This is a genomic window from Actinoallomurus spadix, from assembly GCF_024055725.1.
In the GTDB taxonomy this organism is placed as follows: Bacteria; Actinomycetota; Actinomycetes; order Streptosporangiales; family Streptosporangiaceae; genus Actinoallomurus; species Actinoallomurus spadix.
The window spans coordinates 36,425-52,007 of the sequence record NZ_JAMXMX010000032.1; the positions used below are offsets into that span (position 1 = coordinate 36,425).

The 15,583-nt window shown below is 70.1% G+C and carries 11 protein-coding genes and 1 pseudogene; 9 read left to right on the forward strand and 3 right to left on the reverse strand.

The features are described 5' to 3' along the window. Positions 1–96: 96 nt before the first annotated feature. Both NE235_RS32755 and NE235_RS32760 read left to right on the forward strand, forming a co-directional pair. Positions 97–1,383, forward strand: coding sequence for a glycoside hydrolase family 3 protein (locus tag NE235_RS32755; protein WP_252809927.1), 1,287 nt, complete (start codon positions 97–99; stop codon positions 1,381–1,383). 119 nt (positions 1,384–1,502) lie between these two features. Further along, positions 1,503–3,332, forward strand: coding sequence for a glycoside hydrolase family 3 protein (locus NE235_RS32760; RefSeq protein WP_252809929.1), 1,830 nt, complete (start codon positions 1,503–1,505; stop codon positions 3,330–3,332). Positions 3,333–3,539: 207 nt separating this feature from the next. Here the strand turns inward: NE235_RS32760 and NE235_RS32765 are convergent, their stop codons facing one another. Then, entirely contained in the window at positions 3,540–4,592 is a 1,053-nt protein-coding gene (locus NE235_RS32765; RefSeq protein WP_252809931.1) for a BadF/BadG/BcrA/BcrD ATPase family protein, read from the reverse strand. A 60-nt stretch (positions 4,593–4,652) separates the two neighbouring features. Between NE235_RS32765 and NE235_RS32770 the strand changes: the two genes are divergently transcribed. From NE235_RS32770 to NE235_RS32795, 6 genes and pseudogenes are all read left to right on the forward strand, one after another. Continuing rightward, positions 4,653–5,582, forward strand: a complete 930-nt coding sequence (locus tag NE235_RS32770) for a MurR/RpiR family transcriptional regulator (RefSeq protein ID WP_252809933.1) — start codon at positions 4,653–4,655, stop codon at positions 5,580–5,582. Then, a complete protein-coding gene (murQ, locus tag NE235_RS32775; RefSeq protein ID WP_252809935.1) occupies positions 5,579–6,505 on the forward strand; it encodes an N-acetylmuramic acid 6-phosphate etherase in 927 nt (308 codons plus the stop codon). The genes NE235_RS32770 and murQ overlap by 4 nt, the downstream gene beginning before the upstream one ends. Positions 6,506–6,545: 40 nt before the next feature. Continuing rightward, positions 6,546–7,811, forward strand: a complete 1,266-nt coding sequence (locus NE235_RS32780; RefSeq protein WP_252809937.1) for an ABC transporter substrate-binding protein — start codon at positions 6,546–6,548, stop codon at positions 7,809–7,811. After that, positions 7,787–8,737 (forward strand): carbohydrate ABC transporter permease, encoded by a 951-nt coding sequence (locus NE235_RS32785; RefSeq protein WP_252809939.1) that lies wholly within the window; start codon positions 7,787–7,789, stop codon positions 8,735–8,737. Before NE235_RS32780 ends, NE235_RS32785 begins: the two co-directional genes overlap by 25 nt. Further along, positions 8,734–9,624 carry a carbohydrate ABC transporter permease gene (locus tag NE235_RS32790; RefSeq protein WP_252809941.1) on the forward strand — a complete coding sequence of 297 codons (891 nt, stop codon included), beginning with the start codon at positions 8,734–8,736 and terminating at the stop codon, positions 9,622–9,624. Before NE235_RS32785 ends, NE235_RS32790 begins: the two co-directional genes overlap by 4 nt. Before the next feature lie 159 nt (positions 9,625–9,783). Next, a pseudogene (locus NE235_RS32795) lies at positions 9,784–10,611 on the forward strand (DUF3800 domain-containing protein); the annotation flags it as partial. Between the two features lie 50 nt (positions 10,612–10,661). Here NE235_RS32795 and NE235_RS32800 read toward each other — a convergent pair. Next, positions 10,662–11,987, reverse strand: a complete 1,326-nt coding sequence (locus tag NE235_RS32800) for an ammonium transporter (protein ID WP_252809943.1) — start codon at positions 11,985–11,987, stop codon at positions 10,662–10,664. A gap of 517 nt (positions 11,988–12,504) precedes the next feature. On the opposite strand from NE235_RS32800, the gene NE235_RS32805 reads away from it, so the two are divergent. Continuing rightward, on the forward strand, positions 12,505–14,952 hold the full coding sequence (locus NE235_RS32805) for a DUF7617 domain-containing protein (protein WP_252809945.1): 2,448 nt from the start codon (positions 12,505–12,507) through the stop codon (positions 14,950–14,952). A gap of 44 nt (positions 14,953–14,996) precedes the next feature. Here the strand turns inward: NE235_RS32805 and NE235_RS32810 are convergent, their stop codons facing one another. Next, positions 14,997–15,563, reverse strand: a complete 567-nt coding sequence (locus tag NE235_RS32810) for a hypothetical protein (protein WP_252809947.1) — start codon at positions 15,561–15,563, stop codon at positions 14,997–14,999. Positions 15,564–15,583 lie beyond the last annotated feature (20 nt).

The window sequence follows — 15,583 nt, forward strand, 5'->3', positions numbered from 1 at the left end:
GGTGTTCCCGCCTCCGCGCGGCCGGGACGTTTGCCGCGGGCCGGTCCGGGGGTTAGCGTCGTGCGGGTTGTGATGACGGCTCAGGGGAGGACGGCGATGAGACGGATCGGCGGGCCGCGGCTCGTCTCCGCCGTGGCCGTGATGGCGGCCGTGGCGTCGGCGGCCGGGTGCGGCGGATCGGCGGCCGGCTCGGACGACGGGTCGGCTCGGCGCACTGCGGCGGGCGGCCGGACCACCCCGAGCGCCGCTCCCACGCCCACGCCCGACCCGGTCACGTCGCTCGTCCGGCGGATGAGCACGGCGGAGAAGGTCGGCCAGCTGTTCATCCCGACGGTGCGGGGCACCACCGCGGCCACCGGCGCCGCGATGATCGAGAAATACCACCCCGGCGGCGTCATCTACTTCCCGGAGAACCTGCGCACGGCGCGGCAGACCGCGGTGCTGTCCAACGGCCTGCAGCGCGCGGCGAAGAAGGACGACGGGGTTCCACTGCTCATCGGCACCGACGAGGAGCAGGGCATCGTCTCCCGCGTCCCGTACATCACGCGGTTCCCGACCAACAAGGCGCTCGCCTCGACCAGGAATCCCGACGACGACGTGCGCGCGGCGGCGCGCGTCACCGGCGAGGAGCTGCGCGCGGTCGGCATCAACCAGGACTTCGCGCCGGTCGCCGACGTCAACGTCAACCCGCGCAACCCGGTCATCGGCGTGCGGTCGTTCGGGGCCGACCCGAAGAAGGTCGCCCACCTCGTCGGTGTCGCGGTCGACGCCTACCGCGCGTCCGGGGTCGTGGCGACGGCCAAGCATTTCCCCGGGCACGGCGACACCGCGACCGACAGCCACACCGGCCTGCCCGTGATCAAGCACTCGATGGCGACGTGGCAGCGTCTCGACGCGCCGCCGTTCCAGACCGCCATCGCGCACCACGTCGACATGATCATGACGGCGCACATCGTCGTCCCCGGTCTGGACGACTCCGGCGACCCGGCGACGATGTCCAGGACGGTGCTGACGGGACTGCTCCGCCACAGGCTCGGCTACGGCGGGGTCGTGGTGACCGACTCGCTCAGCATGGCGGGCGCGCAGGTGAAGTACGGCGCGCCGGAGGCGGCGGTGCGGGCCGTCCGGGCCGGCGCGGACATGCTCCTCATGCCGCCCCGGCTGGACAGCGCCTACCGCGCCGTGCTGTCGGCGGTGCGGTCGGGCCGGATCCCGCAGAGCCGCCTCGACGAGGCCGTGACCCGCATCCTGCGGATGAAGCAGGACCGGGGGATCCTCCGCGCGCCGTACGTCGACGCGTCGCGCGCCGCCGACGTCGTGGGCTCGGCGGAGCACCGGGCGGCCGCGCGGCGGGTCGCCGCGCACGTCCGCGCGGGCCGCTGACCAGCGATTGATCGGCAGACCGTTGACGCGCGTCCAATTGTGTGACTAACTTCCGCAAGGCCGGATTATCTCCGTCACTTTCTTACATCTCGTCTCGGGGGCGAGCAAAAGGAGTCTCGATGTCCCGTCGCCGACGGCTCGCCGCGCTCAGCACGGCGTCATTGGTGGCGATCGCGGGCCTGGGTGCGGGAACCGCCCAGGCCGCGTCCTCGCCCGGCAAGGACCAGAGCGTCCTGCGGATCCTCCACAAGATGACCCTTGAGGAGAAGGTCGCCCAGCTGTTCGTCCTGCAGGTGTACGGCACCAGCGCCGACACCACCGACCCGGCCGCCGTCGCGGCGAACCGGAAGCTGTACGGCGTCGACAACGCCGCGCAGCTCATCGACAAGTACCACCCCGGCGGGATCATCTATTACTCCGTGGATCCGCCCAACCTCGCGAACCCGCAGCAGATCGCGCACCTGTCCAACGGCATTCAGCAGGCCGCGATGCGCCAGCGGGTGCCGATCCCGATGACGATCGTCACGGACCAGGAGCAGGGCAGCGTGGTGACGCGGGTCCCGGCGCCGTTCACTCAGTTCCCCGGCAGCCAGGCCCTCGGGGCCGGGCGCCGGCCCCGCGACGCGTACGCCACCTCGAAGATCACCGGGCAGGAGCTGCGGGCGATCGGCATCAACACCGACTACGCCCCCGACGCCGACGTCAACACCAACCCGGCCAACCCCGTGATCGGCGTGCGGTCCTTCGGCTCGGATCCGCAGCTCGTGTCGAAGTTCGTGGCGGCCGAGGTCGACGGCTACCAGGCCGCGGGCGTCATCCCGACGGCCAAGCACTTCCCCGGCCACGGCGACGCCGCCACCGACAGCCACACCGGCGTCCCCGTCATCAAGCACACGCGGGCGCAGTGGGAGAAGCTCGACTTGCCGCCCTTCAAGGCCGCCATCGCGCACGGCGTCGACTCGATCATGACGGCGCACATCGTCGTCCCGGCACTGGACCCGTCCGGCGACCCGGCGACGCTGTCCAAGCCCATCCTCACCGGCATCCTGCGCGACCAGCTGCACTTCAAGGGCGTCATCGCCACCGACGCGCTGGGCATGCAGGGCGTCCGCGAGAAGTACGGCGACGACCGCGTGCCGGTGCTGGCCATCAAGGCCGGCGCGGACGAGCTGGAGAAGCCGCCGACGGACGCCAAGGGCAACGGCCTGTTCGACCTGCAGCTCACTTCGGTGATCAACGCCGTCAAGGGCGGTGAGCTGACCGAGTCCCGGATCGACGAGTCGGTCTACCGGATCCTCGAGATGAAGAAGAAGCACGGCCTGTTCGCGAACCCGTACGTCGACGAGGGCCAGGTCGCCCAGAAGGTCGGCACGCCGGCGCACCTCGCCACTGAGCAGCGGGTCACCGACCGCACCATCACGCTGGTCAAGAACGGCGTGCTGCCGCTGAAGAAGGACGGCCGCAAGGTCCTCGTGACCGGCTACGGCGCGGCGACGACCCAGACGCTCGCCGCCGACATCGGCAAGCGGGGCCCGGCCACCACCGTCTACCAGACCGGTACGAGCCCGTCGCAGGCGGCGATCGACCAGGCCGTCGCCAAGGCCGAGGACAACGACCTCGTCGTCGTCACCACCAACCGCGCCTGGGACGTCTCGCCGGAGTCGGGCCACAACGGCCCGGGCCAGGCGAACCTCGTCAAGGCGCTCGTGGCCACCGGCAAGCCGGTGATCGTGGCGGCGGTGCGCGACGCGTACGACATCGCCTACTTCCCCGAGGCGCAGACCTACCTGGCCACCTACGGCTACACGCCGGCGACGCTCGAGTCGCTGACCAAGGTGCTGTTCGGCGAGATCAGCCCGAAGGGGAGGCTGCCCGTCATGGTCCCCGTCGCGGGCGACCCGAACACGACCCTCTACCCCTTCGGGACCGGGCTGACCTTCCGTAAGTAGTGCGGCCCGGCCGGCGTGCCCGCCTCATCGATGTCCGGATCGATGAGGCGGCACCCGGACCGAAGGTCCCCCGGTGAGGGGCGTGGGACGGCGAGACCCCGCCGGTCGCCGTCCCACGCCCCAAGGGAATCCTCACCCGAACCGGTCCACCGCGTAAAGGCGCTCACTCCGGCGGGCGAGGGCGATCTCTCACGCGCCTGGAAACGATCACTCGTCCGTCGTCCGGGACCTCGCCCGGCGGAGGGCCAGGCGGGTGGCGCCGAGGGTGCCGTCGGCGGCCACGGACGCCTCGACGCCGAACCGCTCGCACAGCCCGGAGCGTACGGCCTCGGCGACGGGCCCCTTCTCCAACAGCGAGCCCGCCACGACGACGCCCGGTCCGGACTCCCCGTCGCGGCCGGCGCCGATGATCTCCTCCAGGGCCGGGCGCACGGCGTCGACGTCGGCGAGCAGCCACTCCGCGGCCTCCGCGACGATCCGCCGCGCCACCGCGTCGCCCGCGGCCGCCGCGGCCGTCACCAGCGGCGCGGCGCGGCCGAGCCCGGCGGGCGGCCCGTCGTACACCTCCCGCAACACCGCCTGGGGCAGCGCGGCGCCGGAGGACATCGCGGCGGCGCCGGTCTCGCCGGTCCCGACGGTCAGGGCCTTCAGATCGACGTCGGCGAGGAGCGGGCCCGCGGCCTCGCCGAGCAGCAGCCGCGGCACGCTCTCGGCCAGCGTGGTGGGCCGGCCGCGCCCGTCGTAGGCACGCAGCGCCGCGCGGACCGCCTCGGTGCCGATCCAGACCCCGGAACCCTCGTCACCGGCCAGCCAGCCGTAGCCGTCGGCGCGGCGCACGACCTCGCCGTCGTCGACCACGGCCGCGCCCGCTCCCGTGCCGGCGAAGACGACGAGCCCGGCGGGCGCGGGACTCCCCGCGGCGAAGGCGACCGCGATGTCGGTGACCACTTCCGGCTCGCCCAGGAGGCCCAGCGCCCGCCACGCGGCGTTCGCGGCGGCGACCGCCTTCGGCCGTCCGGCCGCTCCGGCGCCGGCGATCCCGAAAACGCCGCCTACGACCTGTAGCCGGTCCAGGCCGCCCAGAGCATCGCCGACGGCGCTGGTCAGGGCGCCCGCCGGGTCGGCGCTGGAGTTAGGATTGGCACCAGGTCCACGGCCGCGACCAGCGACGACGCCATCGAGCGTGACGAGTGCGGCACGAGTGTTGGTGCCGCCGGCGTCCACTCCCACGACATACGGGCCACTCACATTGGAACACACACTGTGACCGTAGAACATCGCATATTGACAGGGAATCGTTTTCGTCGGAAAATTTCCTGCATGAGCAAGGTCGGGCCCGACGCCGGGTCCGCGGCCGACGGTGCCGGAGCGTCGCTCAGCACGGTCGTTCGCGTCCGTTCCCTGTTGCCCTCGCTGCCCCCCGCGGAGGCGCGCGTCGCCCAGCGCGTCATCGACGACCCGGAGGCGGTGGCCAACTCCACCATCACCGAGCTCGCGCAGGCGTGCGGCACCTCCGAGACGACGGTCATCCGGTTCTGCCGGGCGATCGGCTTCGCCGGCTACCCGGAGCTGCGGCTGACCCTGGCCACGGAGGCCGGGCGCGCCCAGGGGGTGACCGGCGGGCGCGTCGTCGGCAGCGACATCAGCACCGACGACACGCTCCAGCAGGTCGTGGAGAAGATCTCCTTCGCCGACGCGCGGGCGGTCGAGGAGACCGCCAACCAGCTCGACATCGAGGCCCTCGAGCGGGTCGTCGCGGCGATCGTCGACGCGCGCCGGGTCGACATCTACGGCGTGGGCGCCAGCGCGTTCGTGGCCCTGGACTTCCAGCAGAAGCTGCACCGCATCGGGCGCATCTCCTACGGCTGGTCCGACGCGCACATCATGCTCACCAGCGCGGCCATCCTGGAGCCCGGAGACGTCGCGGTCGCCATCTCCCACACCGGCACGACGGTCGACACGATCGACGCGCTGAACGTCGCGAAGCGGCGCGGCGCGACCACCGTCGCGCTGACCAACTTTCCGCGCTCGCCGATCGCCGAGGTCGCCGACTACGTGCTGACCACGGCGGCGCGCGAGACCACCTTCCGTTCGGGCGCGACGGCGAGCCGCCTGGCCCAGCTGACCGTCGTCGACTGCGTCTTCGTCGGCGTCGCCCAGCGCACGTACGAACCGACCCGCCAGGCCCTGGAGGCGACCCGCGAAGCGGTCCGGGTCCGCCGCGTCGGTCCGGATCGGAGACGCAGGTGACCGATCGCCTCTCCGTCGGGGTGCTGCGGGGGGTCCCCACCGAGGGCCGCAATCCGCGCACCATCGACATCGACCTGCTGCCCACTCTCGACGTGCTGCGCCTGATCAACGCCGAGGACGAGCAGGTGCCCGGCGCGGTGGCGCGGGTGCTGCCGCAAATCGCCGAGGCCGTCGACTTCGCCGTCGACGCGCTGCGCGGCGGCGGGCGCGTGCACTACTTCGGCGCCGGCACCTCCGGGCGGCTCGCGGTGCTGGACGCCGCCGAGCTCCCGCCGACGTTCGGCGTCAGCCCGGACCTGTTCGTCGCCCACCACGCGGGCGGGCTCGGCGCGCTGTCGCAGGCGATCGAGGACGTCGAGGACGACGAGGACCTCGGCGGCCGCGACGCCGCGGACGTGCGCCCCGGCGAGCTCGCCGTCGGGATCACCGCGAGCGGCCGCACGCCGTACGTCGTGGGCGCGCTGCGCGCCGCGGCCCGGCAGGGCGCCCGCACCGCGCTGATCAGCTCGAACCCGCGCGCGTCGTTCGGCGCGGAGGTCGACGTCAACATCGCCGTGGAGACCGGGCCGGAGGCCGTCACCGGCTCGACCCGGATGAAGGCGGGCACCGCGACCAAGCTGGTGCTGAACGCCATGTCCACCGCGGCGATGGTGCGGCTCGGCCGCACCTACTCCAACCTCATGGTCAGCGTCAACGCGCTCAACTCGAAGCTGCGCGGCCGCGTGATCAAGATTCTGGTCGAGGCGACCGGTCTGGACGCCGAGACGTGCGCGGCGGCGCTGGCGGAGGCCGGCGGCGACACGCGCATCGCGTTGCTGTCCCTGTTGTGCGAGGTGCCGTCCGACCGCGCCGCCGTGGCGCTGGAGGAGACCGGCGGCTCGGTACGGGACGCGATGCGCAGGATCCGGCGTGAGGACCAGTAGTAAGACGTCGGGGGCAGCAGAGAAAGGGGTCAACCTCCTCATGCGTAAATTCTGCGCGCTCGTCGCGGCGCTGGGCGCAACCCTCGCCCTTCCGGCGTGCGCACCGAGTACGAACAGCGGCGGCGGCAAGGTCCACCTCACCGTCATGACCTGGCGGCCGGAGGACACCGCGGGCTACGAGAAGATCTTCGACGCGTACGAGAAGAACCACCCGAAGGTCACCGTCGACTACAAGCCGATCAAGAGCACCGACTACCTGACGGTGCTGCCGAACGAGCTGAAGAAGTCGACGGGCGGGCCGGACGTCGTCCAGCTCAAGCCGTACGGCCCGCTGCAGTCCTACATCAAGGCGGGCAACCTCGTGCCGCTCGACGGCCAGGTGAACGTCAGCGGCTGGCAGGACAAGGTGCTGCAGGCGGCCAAGGGCAAGGACGACGGGAAGCTGTACGGCGTCCCGTACGCCCTGCAGACCCTCGGGATCCTCTACAACAAGAAGATCTTCACGGACCAGAAGATCGAGCCGCCGAAGACGTGGGCCGACTTCACCGCCGCCTGCGAGAAGCTCAAGAAGGCCGGGATCACCCCGATGGCCACCAGCGGCCTGCAGCCGTGGGTGCTGGCGATCGACCACCAGATCTTCGGCGCGACGCGGTTCGGCGGCAACGACTTCGAGCAGGCCGTCCTCACCGGCAAGAAGGATTTCACCGACCCGGACTACACGGCCTCGCTGCAGACCGTCACCGACCTGAAACAGTACTTCCCGGACCAGGTCGCCGCCGTCGACTACCCCGACGCGCAGACGCTGTTCACCAGCGGCAAGGCCGCGATGTACCCGGGCGGCTCGTACGAGATCGGGCCGTTCACCAAGACGTCACCGGACCTGCAGATCGGCTGGTTCGACGCCCCGCCCGCCCCGGGCGCCAAGGTGAACCAGCCGCTGACCTCCGGCTACGTCGACGGATCGTTCGGCATCAACGCGCACTCCGAGCACAAGACCGAGGCGACCGAGCTGGTCAAGTGGATGGCGACGCCCGAGTTCGGGCAGCTGTACGCGAGCACGCTCAAGCAGATCTCGACCGTGCCCGGCACGACCCCCGGCGACCCGCTGCTCACCCAGGCGTACCAGGGCTACCAGCAGCACGGCGCGACCTACATGATGGTCGTCGACTTCGGCTACGGGAACCCGCTCGGCCGTGACCAGGAGGGGCAGGCCCTGCAGAAGATGCTGGGCGGCACCTCGGCCGCGGACGCGGGCAAGCTCGTCCAGAAGGGCATTTCGGCGTGGTTCAAGCCCAGCGGAGGCTGAGGCGTCCGGTCGGCACCGGCGGCGGGCGACCCCGCCGCCGGGTCCTGCTGACCTTCCTGCTGCCCGCTCTGGCGCTGTACACGGTGTTCATCATCTATCCGCTGGTGTCCGCCGCGGAGTACAGCCTGTACTCCTGGTCGGGGAACAGGCAGGACGGCTTCACCGGCCTGTCCGACTTCCACCAGCTGTTCACCAAGTACCCGCTGAGCGAGCAGGTGTGGCGCGCCCTCGGCCACAACTGCCTGTTCTTCATCGGCACGATGCTGATCCAGACCACCCTCGGCCTGGCGTTCGCCGTGCTGCTGCACAAGTCCCGGCGCGGCAAGCGGTTCCTGCAGACCGCGTACACGCTGCCGCACCTGGTCAGCCCCATCGTGGTCGGCTACCTCTGGTCGATCATGCTCAACCCGCAGTTCGGCGCGATCAACGCCGCGCTGCGCGACGTCGGCCTCGGCGCGCTGGCGCAGCCCTGGCGCGGTGACCCGCACCTGGCGCTGCCCGTCGCGATCGTCGTCAACGCCTGGCAGTGGGTCGGCTTCCCGATGCTGCTGTTCGGCGCCGCGCTCGCGGGCATCCCCGACGAGTACGAGCAGGCCGCCCGCGTCGACGGCGCGTCGTCGTGGCAGGTGTTCCGGCGGGTCACGCTGCCGCTGCTCACGCCGGTGCTGGGCATCGTCACCGTGCTGACCTTCATCGGGACGTTCAACGTGCTCGACCTGGTCTTCGCGCTGCAGGGCTCGCAGGGCAATCCCGGGTTCGCCACCGACACGCTCGGGCTGCTGTTCTACCGGACGGCCTTCCAGAACCCCGACCCGAACGCCATCGGCCAGTCCTGCGCGCTCGCCGTCTGCATGTTCGTGCTGATCTTCGGGGTGTCGCTGGCGGCCAACAAGATCTTCCGCCGGATGGAGGACCGCCTCACATGACCACCCTCACGGTCGGCGAGCGGTCCACCGTCACCGCACGCCCGCGATCTCCCCGGCGGCGGATCCGGGCCGGCGGAGCGGCATCGGCCATCCTGCTCTGGGTGTACGCCCTGGCGGCCCTGGCCCCGCTCGTCATCATGGCGTTCAACTCGCTGCGCACCGAGCAGGACCTGGCGAACCAGCCACTCGGCCTGCCCCTGCACCCGGCGTTCGGGAACTACTCCCGCGCCTGGTCGGAAGGCAACTTCAGCACCTACTTCATGAACTCCGTCCTGATCACGGTCACCTCGGTGGTGCTCGGCACCGGCGTCTCGGTGCTCGCCGCCTACCCGCTGGGCCGGTACCGCTTCCGCGGCCGGGGCGTGCTGTCGTCCTACTTCCTGGCCGGCCTCATGCTGCCGATCCGGCTGGGCGCCGTGCCGGTGTTCTACCTCGTCAACTCGCTCACGCAGTCGATGCCGGGGGTCGACGCGCGCTTCTGGCTGATCTGCGTGTACGCGGGGAGCGGCGTGCCGTTCTCGGTCTTCGTCCTGACGGCGTTCTTCCGGCAGCTGCCGATGGAGCTGGAGGAGGCGGCCCGCATCGACGGCGCCGGCGAGCTGCGGATCTTCGCCCGGATCATGGTCCCCATGGTCCGCCCGGCGCTGACCACCGTGGCGTTGTTCCAGTTCATTCCCCTCTGGAACGACTTCTTCTTCCCGCTGGTGCTGTTGAGGGACGATCAGTGGACCCTGCCGACCGGTCTGACCCGCTTCTTCGGCGAGTTCGAGGCCGCCCACGCGACGCTGTCCGCCGGCCTGGTGATCACGACGATCCCGCTCGTCGTCCTCTTCCTCGTCGCCACCAAACAGATCGTCGCCGGCTTGACGGCCGGAATTTCCAAATAGCCGCCATTTATCCGCGCCGCATCATTACCCTCGCCTGATCAGAGCGAGCATGGTACTCTAATTCCGGTGCCTAGGAGAAAGCCGAACATCGCATCCTGAGGTCGTCCCCATTGGGGCGGCCTCAGTGTATTTTCTGGGTCATGTTTTTTCTGTTATCTCGACGAGTCGGGTGGTTGTGAGCCGCCCGATCAGTCTTCGAACGCTACACCGGCGATGGTCCTCCTTGGCCTGATAATTCCGGCAAGTCAGATTCCTGACCTGACGCGAGACTTCCTCGCTCTTAAGCGCCGGCACTTTCCCGGGCGGTTCAGCTACGGCCCTGCCCTCGACCACGCGCTGACCGAGGTCAAGGGCAGCGACATCCTTCAGATGACCCGCAAGAACTCACGCGATCGACGGCGTCAGGCGAGCTTGGTGCGGTATGCCATCCTCGACCTGATCGATGGCTATGGATGCCGAGTGATCGGCCGGGTGTGGGTCAAGGAGAAGGGAAAATCACTCAAATCAGACGCTACCTACTGTTATGCCGTACAAGACATAGCCTGGCACTCCAGCGAGTTCCTTCTCGAGTATCGCTCGAAGGGCGTTATGATCGCGGACGGGCGGACTCCGGGGCTCAATGTCAAGGTCGCGCATTCGATCTTCACCCAGAAGTGGCGGACCGCCGGTGACCCCTATCCGCCGCTGCTGGAGGTCCCGCTGTTCTCGCACAGCGACAACCACGTCGGCCTGCAGATCGCGGACCTGGTCGCCTCCACGCTCGTCCTCCCGATGGCGGCCGCGGCCTATGGCGCTTCGCCCGGCTGCATCCACGCCTCCTCGCGCTACCCGGCGGTCCGGGCCGACCATGGCGAGGCGCTCCGCGACCTGCAGTACCGCTACCGCGACGAGACGGCCGCCGGCGCGGCGGTCTCGTCGTCAGCGATCCGGCCCGCGGCCGGCCCGGATCGCTGCTCTTCGGGCCGGGTGAGGGCGAGGAGCGGCTGATCCCCGAGCGGGCCGGGCCGCTGCGTCCGGACCTCGCGATCGGGTGACCTCTAATCCTGCCGCTCAACATCCGAGGCCGGGGTCCTGCCCGGCTGCGCCGACGGGCGCCGGTTGCCGTTCTGCGTCGTGCCATGCCCCAGAACGCCGTGGTCATAGGCGCTCTCGGCGTGTACGGCAAGGTCCAGGCCGAGCTGCTCGTCCTGGGCCGAGGCCCGAAAGCCCATCATCCGGTCGATCAGCTTCCCTATGCCGTAGGTCATGGTGAACGCGTACGCGCCCACCGCGAGCACCGCCGTGACCTGCTTGAGCAGCTGGCCTCCTCCGCCACCGGAGAGCAGTCCGGCGGCACCCCCGGTCATCACCGCGGTGGCGAAGACCCCGATCAGCACGGTGCCGACCACGCCCGCGACCAGATGGACCCCGACGACGTCCAAGGAGTCGTCATAGCCGAGACGGAACTTCCAGCTCACCGCGTACGAACACAGCACACCGGCGGCCAGACCGATCATCAGCGCACCGAAGACGCCCACAGAGCCGCAGGACGGGGTGATGGCGACCAGACCGGCGACCGCACCGGAGGCGGCGCCGAGAGTGGTGGCGTGGCCGTCCCTGCGCTTCTCCACCGCCAGCCAGCCCAGCATGCCGGTGCAGCCCGCCGCCTGGGTGTTGACGAAGGCGGCTGCCGCGAGGCCGTTGGCGCCCATCGCCGAGCCCGCGTTGAATCCGAACCAGCCGAACCACAGCAGCCCCGCGCCGAGGAGCACCAGCGGCAGGTTGTGCGGGCGCATGGCCTCTTTCTTGAAGCCGATGCGCGGTCCGAGGAGCAACGCGAGCGCCAGCCCGGAGGTCCCGCAGTTCACTTCGACCACGGTGCCCCCGGCGAAGTCCAGCGCGTGCAGCCGGGTGAGGATCCAGCCGCCGGGCGCGAAGACCCAGTGGGCCACCGGTACGTAGACCAGCAGTGTCCAGACGGCGACGAAGACCGCCCACGCGCCGAATTTGGCCCGATCGGCGATGGCCCCGCTGATCAGCGCGGCCGTGATGATGGCGAACGCCAGTTGGAACGCGGCGAAGATCAGGGTCGGTATGTGCCCGGTGAGGCTTCTCGGCCCGATGCCGTGCATGCCGATGTACCGCAGGCCGCCGAGCAGCCCCCAGCCTCCCAAGTCGGGACCGAAGGCCAGCGTGTAGCCGGCGAGCAGCCAGACGATGGTCACCACGGCGATCGAGACGAAGCTCATCATCAGCATGTTGAGCACGCTCTTGGTCCGGACCATGCCGCCGTAGAACAGCGCCAGGCCCGGCGTCATCAGGAGAACGAGTGCGGTGCTGGTCAGCAGCCAGGCGGTGTCGCCGGCGTTGAATCCGGTCGGCATGTCGGTATGTCGTCCTTCCCCTCGGCACGGCGATGCCGAGCAGCTTCGGGAAGGGTCGCCACCTCAGGTTTCCGGTCGCGTACAGGTGTGTTACCCGCATGTTTCGTGTTTCACGAAGATTGCGAAATGCTCACCGGAGGTTTCGCAGGGTGGCGGGCGCGATCGGTAGGCTTCCGGCAGCCCACCACCGGCTCCGGTCGTCGCCGCCCGAGTGCAACGGGCCGAGACATCCCGCACCGCCCTGGCGACGACGGCGCCGGCGACATCGAGCTTCCAGCTCCGCCCGCCGGGTGGGGCCGTCGACGACGACTGACGGACGGAGCCGGCGGACCTCCGGGCCGTGGCAGAGGGTCACAGCCTGACCGCACGTGGCCACCGCTCTTGCTCAACAACGGACGTTCGACGACATTTGCCGAGGATCCGGTTCGACGGGGTGCATTCCGCCACACATCGCGATTAACGCAGAGGGTGGAGAGAACTGAACATGCGAAGATCCACATTATCGCGCGCGTTTCGGATGGGCTGCACGGCGATCGCCGGACTGCTCATCACCGGTACTTTCGTCGGAATCTCGGCCGCACCGGCGCCCGCGGCCGATTCGTCCGTCCTCCACAAGAGCGCGCAGAATGTGACCCATCCGGGCGCCGCTCATCCCGGCCACGGCGACGTGCTCAACTGGGTGGTCGACTACACGGACAAGGGGTCCGCGGCGCCCGCGTCCGCGACCATCACCGACCCGATCAACGGCGCGCCGAGCGCCCAGACGTACGTCCCCGGCTCCCTCAAGGTTCCTCCGGGCTGGTCCCCGTCCTGGTCGACGGACGGCACCACCTTCCAGGGCAGTGACACCGGCGCGGCCACGACGGCCGTACGGGCCGGCAATCCCTCCGCGCGGCAGGGCGGCACGAACCTCTCGGCGGACCTGCTTCCGCCGCTGCAGTCCGTCGCGACCGCGACCGGCGGAGACGGCTACACACCGATCCTCTACCGGGCGGGCGGCAAGGTGGAGGCCTGGAACCTCTTCCACCATTCCACCGCCCCCGCGGCCGTGGTCGTCTGCACGGACCTGAACACCGGGCAGGCGTGCGCGGGCGGGCCGTGGCCCAAACCCATCAACGCCGCGCCCGGGCCGCTCGGCAGTGGCGCCACGTCGGACCTGGCGACCGCGTCGATGGAACGAATCATCCGCGACCCGGACCACGCCAACCTCGTGTACTACCCGGCGTTCGCGTCGGCCACGGTCGGCGTCGCCTGCCTCGACCTGCAGGCGCGGGCCAACTGCGGATACTGGCCCCTCATCGACCGGGGCGGTTCACCGTCGAGCGTGAACAACATCGGCGGCCTGGTCGAGCACGACGGCGACCTGTACGGCATCGCCTCGACCGGTCAGGTGCTGTGCCTGGTGATCGCCTCGCATCAGCCGTGCGCCGGCCAGCCGTACGCCGCGATCGTCCCCCCGAACGGCGACCGGCCCGCCACCCCGAGGAGCGACTACCTCGGCTGGATGGTCACCGCGAACGGCAAGGTCTTCGCGTCGTCGTCACCGCTCGACTCCTCGGCCGGCCAGCGCCCGCCCGCGATCGGCTGCTTCGACCCGGGCACGAAGGCCGCGTGCGACGGCTGGACCACGCCGCACGTCGTCGGCTCCGCCGGTTCGTACTCCTACAACGCCTATGTCGGATACGACACCGGAGCTCACGCCGACCGCGTGTGCGCCACCGTCACCAGCCCGGCGATGAAGTCCACGTGCTTCGACTTCGGCGGTACGGCGGTCACCGCGCCCACGGAGTTCGACGGGCTGTCCAGCGGCGCGCAGGCGTTCAGCCCGGAGACGATCACGACGTCGGATGGGCATCTGCGCAGCTACTTCGGTATCTGGGGCGGCTCGGTGGCGGGCGCGACGGTCTGCCACGACTGGACCGCCGGCGCGGCATGCGCCGGATTCCCGCTTCCGGCGACGCACCCCACCGTCAACGGCGGGGCGACGCGGGACTACGGCTACGCCTACGACACCACCAGCGGCTGCCTGTTCGGCCTCGGTGACGCCGGCGTGCTGTTCTCCGTCGACCCGGACACCGCCAGGACGCCGTGCCTGCACAGCGGCGCGAGCGTGACGATGAAACCGTCGGCGTACTACTGCGACGGCGGCACCGGGCACGTGCAGGGTTACCAGAACGCCCGCCTGGAGAACATCGACGTGGCCGATGTCGACCTGGCCGCCTCCACGGCCACGGTGACCGACAACGGGACGACGATCGCGAATCCGTCGTTCGGCGCGGACGGATCGCTCGACCTGTCCGGCATCTCCGCCTCGGCCCATCCGTCCATCAACGTCACCACCCATCTGGTGCTGAGGAACGGGAGCGACTTCACCGGAACGAACCATCCCGCGCTGGTGGTCGCCTTCCACGGCGACGCGCCGCAGGTCTGCTTCCAGACCAAGGTCACCGACACCTGCACGGTCACCGGCGTGTCGAACACCGCCACCGGTTCGGACAGCACCGGGGATCTCCGGTCCAACACCGTCGACCTCTGGATCACGCCGGGCTCGGCCTGCATGCCCCACGTCAGCGTGAACAAGGAGATCTGCTCATCGACGACGGCGAGCAAGTGCGGCCCGTGCGGCTGCGGCCCGTGGGTCAAACAGACACCGGGCGGCCTGCTCGGGCTGCTGGGTACGGCCTACTGGCGGATCACCGTGACCGACACCGGCCCGCTGGACGCCGCGAAGGTCACGCTCGACGACCCGAAGGAGTCGTCGTGTGAGGCGGCGGCAGGGGAGTTCACCCTGGCGGCAGGGGAGACGAAGCGGTTCTACTGCTCGACGTTCCTGCTGGTCCTGCCGCTGAAGAACACCGTCACAGCGTCGTACGTCCCGGCGGGCGCACCCGCGGACTTCCCGCGGACGACCACCGACCCGTCGTCCGCGATCGCCTGCGGCGTGCTCTGCATCCTCAAGGACTGACCGGTTTTGAACCGATGGCGGCCCGCAGGAGCGGCGGGCCGCCATCAGTAGCCGGGGTTCGCACCGCCGCTCGCCACGATCAGCCGGTACAAAGTTTCGGTCCCGAAAGGCAGCCTGGGCGTGGCGACGTCGATCCAGCCGTTGCCCAGCACGTCGATTCCGGCGTCCCACCACCACCAGCTCCGGTCGCCGCCGCCCTCTTCCTCGCTCGGGTCGAAATGGAAGAGCCAGTCCGAAAGGCTCCAGGACGCCTCGTCCGTGTCGTCCGCCTTGTCGGGGGTGGCCTCTTCTGCCGGAGTCGCCGCCTGCCAGAGCTGCAGCCAGGCGGCGGCCCGGGCGGCGGGATCGAAGATCGGCTCCAGGGCGGGTGGCTCGACCTCCGTCACGAACCGTTCGACGAACCAGGAAGGAAGGATCTTCGGCCACTCTTCGTCCGCCGGCCATGAGTCCACCCGCTCGATGACGCTGCCGAGTACCTCGCGCGCACGGGCGATCACGGCCTCCGGGTCGGTCGCCGTGAAGAACACTCGTACGAGGAACAGGCCTTCCTCGTCGTCATCCTCGGTGGGGCCGAGCCGGATACGCCGTAGCTCGCCGTCGGAAATCTTCATCCCTTGCAGTTTGCATGATT